The 15,711-nt window shown below is 41.0% G+C and carries 10 protein-coding genes and 1 pseudogene; 7 read left to right on the top strand and 4 right to left on the bottom strand.

The window, feature by feature from the left end; translation table 11 throughout:
* The first annotated feature begins 599 nt into the window (after positions 1-599).
* The 3 genes from CJ483_RS13110 (at position 600) to CJ483_RS13100 (ending at position 4,461) form a co-directional block, all read left to right on the top strand.
* A complete protein-coding gene (locus CJ483_RS13110) occupies positions 600-2,039 on the top strand; it encodes a GntP family permease (RefSeq protein WP_120035645.1) in 1,440 nt (479 codons plus the stop codon).
* A 47-nt stretch (positions 2,040-2,086) separates the two neighbouring features.
* The gene (locus tag CJ483_RS13105) at positions 2,087-2,872 is read left to right on the top strand and encodes a 3-hydroxybutyrate dehydrogenase (protein ID WP_120035643.1); all 786 of its coding nucleotides are present in this window, start codon (positions 2,087-2,089) and stop codon (positions 2,870-2,872) included.
* A 161-nt stretch (positions 2,873-3,033) separates the two neighbouring features.
* Positions 3,034-4,461, top strand: a complete 1,428-nt coding sequence (locus CJ483_RS13100; RefSeq protein WP_120035641.1) for a sigma-54 interaction domain-containing protein — start codon at positions 3,034-3,036, stop codon at positions 4,459-4,461.
* A gap of 104 nt (positions 4,462-4,565) precedes the next feature.
* Here the strand turns inward: CJ483_RS13100 and CJ483_RS13095 are convergent, their stop codons facing one another.
* Positions 4,566-5,165, bottom strand: coding sequence for an undecaprenyl-diphosphatase (locus CJ483_RS13095; protein ID WP_120035639.1), 600 nt, complete (start codon positions 5,163-5,165; stop codon positions 4,566-4,568).
* A 316-nt stretch (positions 5,166-5,481) separates the two neighbouring features.
* Between CJ483_RS13095 and CJ483_RS13090 the strand changes: the two genes are divergently transcribed.
* Positions 5,482-6,645 carry an alpha-hydroxy-acid oxidizing protein gene (locus CJ483_RS13090; protein WP_120038025.1) on the top strand — a complete coding sequence of 388 codons (1,164 nt, stop codon included), beginning with the start codon at positions 5,482-5,484 and terminating at the stop codon, positions 6,643-6,645.
* Between the two features lie 150 nt (positions 6,646-6,795).
* Here CJ483_RS13090 and CJ483_RS13085 read toward each other — a convergent pair.
* The 3 genes and pseudogenes from CJ483_RS13085 to CJ483_RS13075 form a co-directional block, all read right to left on the bottom strand.
* Positions 6,796-8,246 (bottom strand): annotated as a pseudogene (locus CJ483_RS13085) (carbon starvation CstA family protein).
* A gap of 142 nt (positions 8,247-8,388) precedes the next feature.
* Positions 8,389-9,120, bottom strand: coding sequence for a LytR/AlgR family response regulator transcription factor (locus tag CJ483_RS13080; protein ID WP_120035637.1), 732 nt, complete (start codon positions 9,118-9,120; stop codon positions 8,389-8,391).
* The gene (locus tag CJ483_RS13075; RefSeq protein WP_120035635.1) at positions 9,121-10,860 is read right to left on the bottom strand and encodes a sensor histidine kinase; all 1,740 of its coding nucleotides are present in this window, start codon (positions 10,858-10,860) and stop codon (positions 9,121-9,123) included.
* A gap of 267 nt (positions 10,861-11,127) precedes the next feature.
* Between CJ483_RS13075 and CJ483_RS13070 the strand changes: the two genes are divergently transcribed.
* The 3 genes from CJ483_RS13070 (at position 11,128) to CJ483_RS13060 (ending at position 15,709) form a co-directional block, all read left to right on the top strand.
* A complete protein-coding gene (locus tag CJ483_RS13070; protein ID WP_182917047.1) occupies positions 11,128-12,405 on the top strand; it encodes a DNA methyltransferase in 1,278 nt (425 codons plus the stop codon).
* Between the two features lie 12 nt (positions 12,406-12,417).
* Entirely contained in the window at positions 12,418-13,098 is a 681-nt protein-coding gene (locus tag CJ483_RS13065; protein ID WP_120035630.1) for an SDR family oxidoreductase, read from the top strand.
* 64 nt (positions 13,099-13,162) lie between these two features.
* On the top strand, positions 13,163-15,709 hold the full coding sequence (locus tag CJ483_RS13060; RefSeq protein ID WP_120035628.1) for a bifunctional diguanylate cyclase/phosphodiesterase: 2,547 nt from the start codon (positions 13,163-13,165) through the stop codon (positions 15,707-15,709).
* Positions 15,710-15,711: the final 2 nt, after the last annotated feature.

The raw sequence follows: 15,711 nt of genomic DNA, 5'->3' as shown, positions 1-15,711 counted from the left end.
TTAAGAATAACTTACTAACCCGTGTGTTTTCAAGAATTTTTCAGCTGCTTCGTAATAATGCCCAAGCGGAATGCGGTGTCATATAGCTGAAGAGATACACATTTTACAGCTTTCTTTAATCTATTCTTCTATTTTTGAAGTTCTAACTTAGAGTGCATCAATTTTTGTGATCTAAACACCCTTATTTGAAAAAAAGAACGAGAAAGCAGAGAAAATTTTATTTGTCCTGAAAGGGGTCAATGGGAATAGCTTGAGCCCATAAGATGAATGGCATTTTCCGTTTTTCCGGATTTTTAAAGGGAAGAGATTCCGCAAAACAGGAAATTTCCGTGTTTTCGGAACGGATCTTTCATTTTTATAAAAGCCTTCCTTTTGCTAGAGGGAGATTCTTGAATCTTCTTTAATTGGTATGATAATTGCAATTTGAAGACGAGAGAGAAATGAAAATCATCCTGTTTCATGGCGGTCAAACAACATAGCAGGGTCGTTCGCCTGTGTGACTGAGGGCAGAAGGAGTAACAAAATAAAGGCTAGCCTTTATTGTAAACGCTTACTAAGAGGGGCCTTTATGATTGATCAAACGATACGGGGGGATTTGCATGGATTTGCTAGTTATTTTATTGTCGCTCGGACTCTTAATCTTTTTTGCTTATCGAGGTTACTCAGTTATTTTGTTTGCGCCCATATGCGCGCTTCTCGCTGTCCTGTTAATTGCACCGCTGCATGTTTTGCCGTTCTTTTCAGGTGTATTTATGGAAAAGATGGTCGGTTTTATTAAATCCTATTTTGCTGTTTTTCTATTAGGGGCTATTTTTGGGAAAGTCGTAGAAATGTCCGGAATCGCGGAATCTATCGCCAAGACGATTGTACGTTGGCTCGGGGCCAGACGGGCTATGTTGACGATCGTGTTATTAGGAGCAATTTTAACGTATAGCGGCGTTAGTTTATTCGTGGCCGTGTTTGCCATTTATCCATTCGCAGCCCAAATGTTCCGGCAGGCAGATATTCCAAAAAGGCTCATTCCAGGAACGATTGCTCTCGGTGCGTTTACCTTTACGATGGATGCCCTGCCAGGAACGCCGCAGATTCAAAATGTCATTCCTATTTCGTTTTTCAAAACAAATATTTATGCAGCGCCAACACTCGGGATTATTGGGGGGATTCTTGTTTTAGCTGCAGGCTTGTTTTATCTGGAAATGAGGAGAAAGAAAGCTGAAAAGGCCGGTGAAGGCTATTACGGCTTTGAATCAGAAGAAGCAGCTGCTGTGGAAAGTGCCAAGGCACAAGGGACGGGCGTTGAGCCCTCTAATCTGGCTTCACAACAGTCAGTAGCCAGACAGGTTCTTGCTTTTATTCCGCTTCTTCTCGTTGGGATCACTAATAAGCTGTTTATTACGTATATACCAAAATGGTACCCCAATGGTTTTGACTTTTCTGCCATTGGCTTAAAGGATTATTCAGTAGATGTCGCCGCCGTTGCACCTGTTTGGGCGATTATTATGGCCTTATTAGTGGGGATTGTCTCATCAATAGCGTACGATTGGAAACGTGTTACACAGGGATTTAAAGAAGGCGTAAACACAGCAATCGGCGGTTCACTGCTGGCGACTATGAATACCGGGGCGGAATATGGATTTGGGGGAATTATCGCCGCGCTTCCGGGATTTGCAAAAATAAGTGATGGGATTTCTAGTACATTCACCAACCCGCTTGTAAATGGAGCAGTGACGACAACGACACTTGCCGGTATGACCGGATCGGCCTCTGGCGGTATGGGTATTGCATTGGGAGCGATGGCAGATAAGTACAACCAGGCAATTGCAGCGGCTAATATCCCTCCTGAAGTGATGCATAGGGTAGTAGCTATGGCTTCTGGCGGCATGGATACTCTTCCTCATAACGGGGCTGTCATCACGCTGCTTGCTGTGACTGGATTAACACACAAGCAATCGTATCGAGACATATTTGCCATTACAGTCATTAAGACATTAGCTGTATTCGTTGTGATCGCGCTTTATACATTTTTGGGGATTATTTAAGTTCGTTTGATAACTAAAGTGTCTAAATTTAAGGAGGCAATAGAAGTATGAACAAAGCATTAGCTGGAAAAACAGCGTTTATTACAGGATCGGCCAGCGGGATTGGCTTAGAGATTGCCAGGACATTTGCTGAAGAAGGAGCCAATATCGTTATTTCAGATTTAAATGCAGAAAAAAGTAAACAGGTGGTTTCAGAATTAAAAGAACAAGGGTTCACGGGATTGGCCGCTCCATGTGATGTCACTAATGAGGAAGCTTATAAAAATAGTCTTCGATCAGCACAGCAAACTTTCGGAAAAATAGATATCTTAGTTAACAATGCAGGGCTTCAATATGTTGCTCCCATCGAAGAGTTTCCTACAGAGAAATTTGAGCAGCTAATAAAAGTGATGTTAACGGCTCCGTTCATTGGAATAAAACACGTATTCCCAGCCATGAAGGAACAGGGCTTCGGCAGAATCATCAATATGGCTTCTGTAAACGGCATTATTGGCTTCGCTGGAAAAGCAGCATATAATAGCGCCAAGCATGGAGTCATTGGTCTAACGAAGGTAGCAGCCTTAGAAGGTGCGGCATATGGAGTCACTGTCAATGCTTTATGCCCCGGCTACGTGGATACACCGTTAGTCAGAGGGCAATTAGGCGACTTGGCAGAAACAAGAAATGTCAGTTTGGACCGTGCGATTGAGGAAGTTTTACTACCGCTTGTCCCGCAAAAACGGCTGTTAACGGTAGCAGAAATCGCTGATTATGCGGTCTTTTTAGCAAGCGACAAAGCGAGGGGGGTGACAGGGCAAGCGGTCGTGCTGGATGGCGGCTACACAGCCCAATAAAGCTTTCTCTTCTCGAAAAGCAGACTAGATATTAAAGAGAACCTTGTTCGATTCGTTAGAATAGGGTTCTCTTATTTGCCGTTGATCCATTTCTCATAAGGAAATTTATGGGTTAATCTTTGTTATAATAAATGCACCAATGTAAAAAGGAGGGATGTGGAATGAAACGGGCTTTTGAAAAAATTCCTGACAGCTGGTATGAGCAAATCATTAACTTATTGGCAGAAAGAGTGGTTGTTGTCGATCGCAACGGCATAATTCTCTATATCAATGAGGGATACTGCGAATTTATTGGGACGACGGTAGAAGAAGCAGTCAATCGTCCGGTACAGGACATAATTGAAAACTCACGCATGCATATCGTTGCCCAAACGGGACAAACCGAACTGGCTGCCCTTCAATCAATTAATGGCAGCGAAATGATTGCTAACCGGTTCCCTCTGTTTGAGAATGGAGAAATTGTCGGCGCTGTAGGCAGTGTCATGTTTCGCAATCCAGAAGAGTGGCAGATGTACAAAACAAAAATCCAAAATCTCGTGGAAGAGTTGAAGTATTATCAAGCAAGAGCCCAGCGAGATTTGCAAAGTAGGTATAACTTTAATGATTTAATTGGAGACAGCCCTGCTTTTCTGTCGGTCAAAAATCTTGCTCAAAGAATCTCAGGTAGCAACTCCTCGGTCTTACTGATCGGTGAATCGGGCACGGGAAAGGAATTGTTTGCCCACGCCATTCACCATAACAGCATGCGCGCGTCCGGTCCTTTCGTTGCCATTAATTGCTCCTCTATCCCGGAACATCTGCTGGAGTCCGAGCTGTTTGGCTATGAGGATGGAGCTTTTACAGGAGCCAAAAAAGGCGGAAAGAAGGGGCAGTTTGAAATGGCCAATGAAGGTACGCTTTTCTTGGATGAAATCGGGGATATGCCTCTCTCTATGCAAAGTAAATTGTTAAGAGTGCTTCAGGAAAAAGAGATTCACCGGGTAGGCGGCCAAAAATCCATTTCTGTGGACGTGCGGATCATTGCAGCGACCCACCGCGATTTAGAAAAGATGGTGAAGGAGGGGGAGTTCCGCCAGGATTTATACTATCGCTTAAATGTCATCAAAATCGAAATTCCTCCATTGAGACAAAGAAAGGAAGACGTGCTTTCTATCTCCCGATTTTTACTGAAGAAGCTAGAGAAAAAATTTTACCGCAGTGGCATTGAATTATCACAAGAGGTGGCATTGAAGTTAAGGCAGCATTCCTGGCCGGGAAACATCCGTGAATTGGAAAATGTGCTGGAGCGTTCAATCAATGTGCTGGATGGCAAGGTGATTCAATTGGTTCATCTGCCCCTATATTTGCGCGACCAGGAAGCTGGAGGAGCAGAGGAAACGGAAATCAATATACAGTGTGACCCTGACCCAGCAAGTATTTCTGCATCTATGTCAGTATTACCGTTAAAAGAAACACTAGCTGTTGTTGAAAAACAAGCCATTCAACAGGCTTTAACTGCTGCAAAAGGAAATAAAATAAAAGCAGCCAAGCTATTAGAAATCAGTAAAACCAGCTTTTACGATAAATGCAGATTATATGATATTAAATAAGGTTATCTAAAATAAAACCTGCCGGTATGGATGACTGTTCAAGTGTAGCAGCTCATGACTGCCTTCTGTGCGTTTGTGCAAAGCACAGTGCTGACATGAGCTTATTAATATTCTCTCGAATTATTTTTTGCAGGAAGGATAACTTGTTCACCTTTCTCGTAAATGGCTAACAGCTTTCTCATGACGCTCAACTTAGGTACTACCTGACAAACAATGAGAGCCGTGAAGATACTAAGAAGTGCTCCTGTAATGACATCTGCCGGGTAATGAACACCCACCCAAATACGCGAGAGGCCAACGAGGGTAGCCAATAAAATCCATAACAACCTCCCCCTCTTTTTAAATAAATAAAAGGTCATACAAAACGAAAAGAATAATATGGTATGATCACTTGGAAAAGAGTTATCTACTGCGTGTCCTAACAGCTTATTTACATTTTCCAGCTCAGCAAATGGCTGGTGGTTTGAATGGAGTTTTCCAGCAATCTTTCCGAATACCTCAGCTACGGCCAGAGTGAAGGCCCCACAGATAATCATCATTCTATTGTCCTCCGTTCTCGTAAACCAAAAAAGAGTGACGCTTAAGGCTAAGATAAAGACTGTATATTCAGCGATGAAAGTCATAGATGGATTTAAATAGGTGAAATGCTTTCCGAGATCATTAATAAATCTAAACAAATCAACGTTTAGTTGGAAAAAATTCACTGATATGTCCCTCCTCATAACGAATCTAAAAAGAGTATATGTAATTTGTTCGAGGAGAAAAATTGGTTTTGCTTACATAAATATTACATTTTCGTAAGATTGATCGCTTGCCACTATTCCAACTATCTATCTGCTGGCTTTTCGGATCTTCTCTCTGCTCTTTTTGCTATCTTTCCATAATTGCTCCTCGCGATCGTACTTTTACACCAATATAGTTAAAGGTTTTTGGCAATAATACAGGAGGAATTTGATCTTTAACTTTTATTCGATAATAAATGTATATTTTTCAAAAGTAACTTTACTTGGGAGTGGTGGCATGAGGAACTGTGAAGATATACAGATGAAGTTTTATCAGAGTGGAGACGAGGGCGCCAAACTTTTGCCAGTGTCTATAAAAGAATGGGAAGAGAAGGCAAAAAAGACGCTTGCAGCCGGTCCCTTTGATTATGTAAATGGCGGGGCAGGAGCGGGAGATACCATGCGTGCCAATTTGGAGGCCTTTCAGAAGTACCAGCTCCGACCAAGGATCTGCCGTGATGTCAGCAAGCGGGATTTAACGATCAAATTGTTTGATCAATCCATTCCTGTGCCGATTTTTCTTGCACCCATTGGAGTAAATTCTATCTTGCATCCGGAAGCTGAGCTGGCTCCTGCAAAAGCGGCAGCTCAATTAGGAGTTCCTTATATTCTCAGCAATGTTTCGACAAAGTCAATGGAAGAAGTGGCGGAAGCAATGGGAGATGCTTTACGGTGGTTTCAGTTGTATCCTCCTAAAGACCATGACCTAACAAATAGTTTTCTAAAAAGAGCCGAAGATGCCGGCTATTCAGCAATAGTAGTAACGATTGATTCCATTTTGCTCGGTTGGCGGGAAAAAGATCTTCATAATGCCTACTTGCCTTTTCTTTCAGGAGAAGGGATGGGAAATTACTTCTCTGATCCTGTGTTTCGCTCAAAACTGGAAGAGCCGCCAGAAAAAAATGTAAAAGCAGCGAGTCGAAAGGTGCTGGACGAGGGAAATAACACGGCATTTACGTGGAAAGAGCTGGAGTACATTTGCCAGCAAACGTCATTGCCGGTTTTGCTCAAAGGAGTAACTCATCCGGATGATGCCTTGCTTGCGCTAGAACATGGCGCGGCCGGTATTATCGTATCTAATCACGGAGGGCGACAATTGGACGGAGCGGTGGCAACGCTGGATGTTTTACCTTCCATATGCGAAGCGATTGAACAGAAAATTCCTGTTTTACTGGACAGCGGAGTAAGGAGAGGAGCGGACGTGATCAAGGCAATGGCTCTCGGAGCCTCGGCTGTACTGATCGGTCGGCCTTACGCTTATGCTTTAGGAGTAGCTGGGGAAACAGGAGTAAGAGAAGTTATTGAAAATTTTATTGCAGAGACGGAATTGCAACTGGCTATTTCAGGGCGAAATTCAATTAAAGAAGTGGATCGTTTTCTCGTAACAGATGCTTATCGATAGAATCAGAAGAAAAATAAAAGTACACGCATGAGCGTGCACTTAAAGATGTTTCAAAGGCCCGTCATAAGGCTAACGAAATAATGGTTGCACCCAAGAAGGAGAAGTATTTCTCCTTCTATTTATCGTCTGATAATGTTTTAGGGGAGGCTATTAGGCTACACTATTCCAGTCGGACACATCCTCTTCAATTGGCAGGTCGTTTGCGCGTGCTTTTTTAGCGGCGTGAAAGAACAGGGCAACAAGTATAATAGTGCCGATAGTACTGCCGATCCAGGAGGTTGTCATGGATAAGCCAAAACCAATTGGTGCATTTAAGATGTAAGCGAGAACCATGACAAGCATAAAGGTTCCCGGTATGAGCGAAACCCAGTAGTTTTTTCGGGCAATATATAAATACATAGCGCCAACAAACAAGGCAATGACTGCCGTGGACTGATTCGCCCAGCTAAAATATCTCCACAAGATATTAAAGTCGATCTGTGTAAGCAAGACAGAAATAACGAATAACGGCAGAGCAATCCATAAGCGGCTCGAAAATTTCTTTTGGCCAATATTCAAATATTCAGCGATGATCATGCGAGCACTCCGAAAAGCTGTATCTCCGGAAGTAATTGGTAAAACAACGACACCAAGCACAGCCAGTGTTCCGCCGACGGCACCGAGCATGGAGGTTGACACTTCGCTGACCACTGCTCCCGGACCACCTGCGGCAAGCACTTCGTTTAAACCACCATAACCGTCGAATAAGCTCATTGCCGCCGCCGCCCAAATCATAGCGATAATTCCTTCCGCAATCATCATGCCGTAGAAGATTTTTCGGCTCTGCTTTTCATTTTGAGTTGTGCGTGAAATAATGGGTGTTTGGGTAGCGTGAAATCCTGAAAGTGCGCCGCAAGTAATCGTAAAGAACAACAATGGAAATACCGGTGCATGATCAGGATGGAAGTTAGTTAAAGAAAGTTCTGGGATTGGTGCCCCTGTAAAGATTAAAGCGATGCCTACTCCAAGAGCACTAATCACTAGGAGGGCACCAAAATACGGATAAAGACGACCGATAATTTTATCTACAGGGAGCAATGTAGCTAAAATATAATAAATAAAGATAGCAGCGATAAGAATGCTTAAGGCGACTTTGCCATTCATTAAAACATGGAGCAAGCTGGCCGGCGTCGACACAAATACAGTTCCTACTAATAAGAGAAGAAGAACAGCAAAGGCATTGACTATGTGTTTCATTACTTTTCCTAAAAATTTACTTGCTAGTTCAGGCAAGTGGGCGCCGCGGTTACGGATGGAAATCATGCCCGTTAAATAGTCATGAACAGCGCCTGCAAAAATACAGCCAACCACGATCCAAATAAAAGCAACTGGCCCATAAAGCGCCCCCATAATAGGCCCAAAGATCGGTCCTGTGCCGGCAATGTTCAACAATTGGATTAAGGAGTTTTTCGATGTACTCATCGGTACGTAGTCCACTCCGTCATTATTGACATAAGCGGGTGTCGCCCGCTCTTCTTTTACTCCAAAATATTCTCAATAAATTTGCCATACGTAAAGTAACCAATGATTAAAAGGGCAATTCCTGCTAAAAATGTGTACATGTTTCTCCCCCCTATTCAATAAGTGAATGCGTTTACATAATAAGTATAATAAACAGCAAGGAGGAAAAGAGGTTTTCAGGGACAAAAAGCTAAAAATTCAGATTATCATGCAAAAAAGCGAGAATAAGATGCAACAGATAAATTAAATTTCCAACCGTCTTCTTAACCCTTTTACATAATTTCGACTAACTGACAGCCTTTCCTCTCTTCCTTCCACCTGCAGCTGGTAAGCGCCATTAAACCAGGGAGTAAGGCGGGTGATGTACTCTAAATTAACAAGATAGCTCTTATGGATTCGGAAAAAGTGAAAAGTATGAAGCCGGTTTTCCAAATCCTTCAGCGGAATTTTTGTATCAAACTCACCGGTTTTCGTAATAATTTTAGTTAATTTATCATCTCTAAATGTGTAAAGAATCTCTTTAGGCTCCAAATAAAAAATTTCCCCATTTGATTCAACCGCCAGTTTGCCCGCTGGTTTGCTTGCTTCAGCCTCTGTGACAGAGAGGATCTTTTTTTCGATGCGTTCAATGGTTTCCTTCAATTGATCTTCGTCATAGGGCTTCAATAAGTAGTCAACTGCCTCGTATCGGAATGCTTCAGCCGCAAATTGCGGATAAGCAGTCGCAAAAACAATTAAGGGAGGCTTTTTTAATTCCATTAACGCTTTAGCTGCTTCCATTCCATTCATCCGTGGCATTTCGACATCTAAAAATATAATATCCGGTTGCAGATGAAGTGCCTTCATGACGGCAGCTTCTCCAGATTCAACTTCACCAATAATATGAATGGAGGGAAAGGCCTCTAACAGATGCTTCAGCTCATCACGGCTGTATAATTCATCGTCTGCGATGACGGTTTTAATAGATAGATCCATTTAATTCGCTTCCTCCATGTATGGAATAGAAAAGGTGATTTCTGTGCCTTCTTCAGGTTTACTGTTTATTTCAAGCATTGTCTGATCTCCAAACATCATTGTTAGTCTGCGATTTACGTTATAAATCGCAAGACCGCTTCCTTCCTTTGAATCAATAAGTGCTTTACCAATCTGTTCTGAACGTTCCTTGCTCATTCCTTGTCCGTTGTCCTGTATTTTTATATAAGTAGAGCTGCTTTTTCTTTTAACAGTAATTTTCACTATGCAGTTGCTTTCTTTGTCCTTGAACCCATGTTTAATTGAATTTTCAACGATGGGCTGCAATGTAAGAGGGGGAATGTTCTGCAAAAGCGCCTTTTCATCAATATCGTAGATCACTTCAAGTTTATTAATGAACCGAGCTTTTTCAATTAGTAGATAGGCCTTTACATGCTTTAATTCCTGTTCAAGTGTTGTCATGCTTTTTGTCGTTGCAGACATGTTTTGCCGCAAATAATGTGATAGGGAGATGAGCAGCTTTCTTGCTTTAGAAGGATCAAGACGGACGAGTGAAACAATCGTGTTTAATGTGTTAAATAGAAAGTGAGGACTTATTTGAGCTTGAAGCACTTTGATTTCTGTTTCTTTAGCGAGTTGATAGGCTTGTTCTGCTGCAGCAACCTCCAGTGCATTGCTAATCATTGTGCTGAGACCAGTAATAAGCTCGATGATGACGTTAGAAATCTCTTTTTCTGAGCTGAAGTAAAACTTCAACGTCCCAATCGTTTCACCTCGTTGTTTTAATGGAGCGACAACAACAGCACGGAGCGGGCAATTTTCTACTTGGCAATAAATCGAATGCTGGTCTGCGACAATTACCTTCCCTTTCTTGAGAGTATCAAGAGTAACACCGGTTTGAATGGGGCTATGGGGGCGGTGATGGTCTTGGCCCAGCCCGACATGTGCAAGAATTTCTGTTAAATTGGTTATAGCCACTGCGCTAGTTTTTATTTCATTATGGATAATGCAGCAGACAGCTTGGGCAGAATGGACGTTGAGCCCCTCTCGCAAATAAGCAAGGGTTTGGTCGGCAATGCGCAAAGTTTTTTGTGCTTGTACAGCAACCGCCTTTTCTTCCTCATTAATCACATTTTTTATAACTAAAAGAAAAAGGGCACAGCCTACCCCGTTAGCCAAAATCATAGGCAGACCAATGATCTTGACCAATGTCAGGGCTTGTTCAAAGGGGCGGGAGATCAGCACGATGACGACCATTTGGATCGTTTCCGCCAAGGCACCAATGAAAAGGGCAGATGAGAGGCTGACATGCCGGTTTTTTCTATGAAACAATCCGGAAAGCACGCCAGCAATAATGGAAGCCACTCCACAGGAAACAGCTGTAAATCCTCCTAAAGTAAACCGATGGATTCCAGAAATAAGGCCTGCTCCAATGCCGACTCTATAACCTCCAAGAAGCCCGCCTAGCACAACACCAATCACCCGCGAGTTAGCAAGGGCTTCATCAGTGGTTAGGCCAGAAACCCAACGATTGAATTGCAGACTTTCTGTGCTGAGACTTAATCCAGTATATGTACCGATAATCCCGAAAAAACCAAAAAATATAATGGCAGTCAGCTGTTGCGGGCCATCAAGCCGCTCCTGATAGACCATGTCCCTGAAAAACTTAAACCGTGTTAAAATGAAAGCAATGGTTACAATAATGCCAAGTCGTTCTATCATCGTAATAAATAACTCCAACATAGAATGACCCCTTTTTCTACGTATGCACGTCTGAATTTTCTGTAACTATTTTATTATATCAGTATTTTAAACAGGGCTAACAGCTTTTTAGTTAGATAGAAGTAATGTTACACTCAAGTTTAGGCACCATGTATATTAAGGGAAAATAAAAAGAGTATCTACCATTCATTAAAAAAAGTACAATTAATAGTATTAATTCATCTCGTTTCCTTATTAGGAATGAGTTACAATATCGCAGAGGTACAGAGAAAAGAAGGTGAGGATATTATGAAATTCGAGCCAGAAGCAATGAAAGAAAACAGTCTGTTTTACGGTGACAATCTATATATTATGCAAGGATTGATGAATCAAGGATACCGGGAAGCGTTCGATATGATTTATTTTGATGGCCCGTTTAATTCTGGATGGGTTTTCTCCGTATTTAACCGAACATTAAATGAACACATTGTTGATCCTTGGAACGAGGCCAATACTATTAGAAATTTTTATCGATCAGATATTTATCGGTCTGATTATCGGAAAAGAATAGAAGCTGCCAGGGAATTGTTAAATGAAAAAGGAATCCTTGTTTTTCATACATCGCAAAAAGAAGGGCATTATCTAAAAGTCATTTTAGATGAAATATTTGGAGCGAACCATTTTCTTGGAGAGGTTATTTGGAAATTTGCTGATGACGCTGTCTATAAACATTCCCAATTTGGTTTAAATCATGAATCTTTATTTTTTTATGCCAAAACGGAAAATTATTTTAAAAAGAAGGGAATCACCTATTCTTCTGTTTGGGATGATGGCGGGAAGTATGAATACCTGGGACAGGAAGATACGTCCTACGCTACACAAAAACCGGAAAAATTGATGGAACGGATTTTGCAAATGACAACAGAGGAAGGAGCTTTAGTCGGTGATTTTTATTGTGGGAGCGGCACCCTGTCATTTACAGCAGAGAAGATGAACAGGAGATGGCTGGCAAGTGACAATTCCCGACTAGCTATACAAACTACAGCGAGCAGAATAAGCTCGTTAGGGAAGAATGTCACCGTACACCAGCTCATTGAAGATTTTAATAGATCTTATCTTTGTGGAAGAGAGTATAGAAAGAAAACAAAAATCCCCTTTTCTTTAAATGAATACCAAGGTCTAAAGGCTGAAATAGGCGATATGCCTGTTACCGTTTATGCTTATGAGTATACCTCCGAAATAGATGTACTTGAAAATCAAAATGTTACATTTCAATTGATTATGCCTTCTATAACTCCTGACGGCATAAAAAGTGAGATTTGCACTGCCATTTCAAGACCAGTCCCTTCATTAACAGAAGAGGGCTATCAGCTAGCTGTCGACAATCCATTAAGTTGGATCTTGTATCATCTTATACATGGAGAGATTGAAGGCGATCGTTATGTTATCGATTTTCCGATGTTGCAGCAAAGGGCTCATAACGCTCATTTGAAAATCGCTAATAATTGGATTGATAGTATAAAAGAACATAGCGAATATGATGTGTTAACGGACATTTTTGGCTATGTATATAAAGTTACCAAATGAAAGAGGTGCAATATGAGAGAGAAAGTAGCTATTGTTATAGGCGGTTTAAAGGGAATTGGCAAGGCTATTAGTTTAGAGCTCGCCAAGCAGGGGTTTGTCACATATGCCACAACCCGCGAGAAGAATGTAGACAATCATATAGAAAATTTGATCCCTTTGCAGATGAATATTATGGACGAGAAAGAAGTTCAAGAGGTTTTCCAACGTATCGGTGAGCGACACAAAGCGATAGATGTATTGGTTAACAATGCAGGCATTGGTTATTTTAAAGCGTTTGAGGAGTTTGCAGCTAAAGAATGGGAGGCTGTTTTTCAAACGAATGTTTTTGGTGTGTTTCACTGTATTCAACAGGCTTTTCCGTTACTGAAAGAAGAAGGAGGGCGCATCGTTAATATAAGTTCCATTGCAACTAAAAGAAGCCTTCCGATGAATTCTGTGTACGCAGCTTCAAAGCAAGCGATGAGTGGCTTGGGAAGCGTGTTAGCAGAAGAATGGTATCCATACAATATTTTTACTACAAATATTCAGTTAGGTGCTACGTATACGGATATTTGGAAAGAGGCCGAAGGGTTTTCATCTGAAGATATGTTGGACGTGAATGATGTTGCGCGCGTCGTCTCATTTGTGGCTGCGACTCCTCTTCACGTTCGGATGGACGAAATTACCTTAACCCCGCCCAAGGGCGTATTATAGGACGCTAAAGGCAGCTAACAGAATAAAAATCTATAGATAAACAGCTCGAATTGGGGGAGATAGTTTGTCTTTAAGGAAAAAACTATCATTCATCTTTGCTACGATAGTAACAGCCATACTAATTTTAAATAATATCTTATCTTACTACTATACGAGAGATCTGTTAATAAAAGATCAGGAAAAACAGACAGAGCTCTTAGTGAATGAAATTAGTATAGCCATTAATCATTCACAATTTGGGGTGGAGTCCCTGGAAAGTGAAATAGGGGAAAAACTCCGTGCAGCAGCTATTGCGGCAGAGAACGCACTAGATCCTCATATAAATAATGTGACGAATGAACAGCTCGTTGAGCTTAGCAAAAAGCTGGATGTCTCCCATATTACCCTGCTTGTTAAGGAGAAGGGAGACATTGTGGGAGTAAAATCTTCTGATCCCCACGAGAGAAACTTAAGTACGAAAGAATGGGGATATTGGTATACTGCCTTCCAACAGCTATTCAACAATAAAAATGTTACGATTGCCCAAGGGCAAAAACTTCCAAACTATTGGTCAGGTCCTGTAAATGTTTCTGCCTCTAACCCTGATCATGTGGATAAATGGGGATATTATTATGACGGCACGACCGATTATATAATCAGCCCCTATATGCGTGACAAGCGGATTACAGACTTTGAGAAACGTATTGGTCCCAATGCCATTGTAAGGAAAACATTAAGCGATAATGATATGCTGTTAAATATTACCGGTTTTAATCCGGAAACTTTCGGATCTCCGCCTGTCTATACAGAGCAGAATGGAAAGAGATTTATAGAACTGGCAAATAAGGATATTCAATTTGGTAAGTACCAGTATAAGGACAAAAAAGCTGATATTAAAGCTGTAAGAGAAGCGATGAGAACGGGCAAGCTCGTTAGTTTTCAGAGCACGGTGAACGGTAAAAAAGTGTTTAAAAGCTTTGTTCCTGTTTCTTCTGAAGATCCTTATGTTATTGGGATAGTGACAGATTACAAAGTGATCCAAAGCGTATTAAATAAACAGTTGTTAAACAACTTAATGATTTCTATTGCTGTTTTAATTCTCGTCTTTGTTATTAGTTATTTCTTAGCTAGATATATTGTTAGGCCTATTAATCAAATTTTATTAAAGGTAAATGAAATCGCTAAGGGGAATTTCGGGGAGCAGGTATTGATTGAACGCCGTGATGAATTAGGATCACTTGCCAATCAAGTGAATGTTATGTCATTAAACCTGCTAGATTATACCGATGAGCTGAAAGAAAAAAATAAAGAAATACAGTACCATGCTTACTATGATTTTTTGACGGGGCTTCCTAATTCGCGTTTATTTAATAAGACCGCATTAGAGTTAGCAGAAATAAATGAAAAGAGCCCGATGGCATTCTTATTTCTTGACTTGGACAGGTTCAAATTTATCAATGATTTGCTGGGCCATTCGGCAGGAGATGTAATTTTGAAAGCTGTCACTAATCGTATCTTGCCTTTTCTTAGAGAAGGTGAAATGATGTCACGCATTGGGGGAGATGAATTTATTTTACTTTTACCCAATACTAGCAGTGAAGCGGCGAATAGCATGGCACAAACGATTTTAAAAGCACTGGAAAAGCCTTTTTTATATGAAGGAAACGAATTGTTTATCACATCAAGCATAGGAATAAGCATGTTTCCGGAAGATGGGGACAATATCGAAGATGTAATTAAAAATGCGGATATAGCTATGTATCGTGCCAAAGAACAAGGTAGAAATAATCACCAATTCTATACATCCGGCATGAATGACTGGATTCAGAGAAGAGCGATTCTGGAAAAAGGTATGCGTCAAGCATTGGAGCATGACGAATTTACTTTATTTTACCAGCCTAAGGTCGATATAAATACTGGAGTTATTACTGGAAGTGAAGCCTTAATTCGCTGGCGCCATCCACAATTGGGAGTGATTTCCCCAGAGGAGTTTATTCCATTAGCTGAGGAAACCGGCCTGATTGTGGCGATTGGCGAGTGGGTTCTACAGACTGCCTGTAAGCAAATGCGGAAATGGCAAAATTCTGGATTTCCACACATGACTATATCTATTAATCTTTCTCCGCGGCAATTCCAGCAAGCAAGCTTAGTAGAGCAAGTAAGCAAAGTATTGGAGGAAACGGGTCTCAAACCGCAATATCTAGAATTAGAAATTACAGAAACGATAGCAATGTATAACGAAGATTATGTAATTGCTAAGCTGAACGCTCTAAAAGACTTAGGCGTTAAAATTGCGATTGACGATTTTGGAACTGGGTATTCTTCATTAAGTTATCTTAAAAAGTTCCCCTTCCATACTCTAAAGATTGATAAGTCATTTGTTCGAGACATCGAAGATGATTCTGATGATAATAAAATCATTGCTACCATTATTGCAATGGCTCGTAATTTAAAAGTTAGTGTGATTGCTGAAGGCGTGGAAACAGACAAACAGCTTTATTTCCTTCAACAGCAAAAATGTAATGAAGTACAAGGTTATTTATTTAGCAAACCTTTATCAGTGGAAGAGTTTAACAAAACATTTGTTGAGATACAGAAAGCGGCACTAACTAAGGTGAATAAAAGGATATAATA

Origin of the sequence: Bacillus sp. PK3_68 (assembly GCF_003600835.1) — a bacterium.
Taxonomy (GTDB): Bacteria; Bacillota; Bacilli; order Bacillales; family Domibacillaceae; genus Pseudobacillus.
Note: the sequence above shows the minus strand (reverse complement) of the source record. Positions and strands in the feature narration are given on the sequence as shown.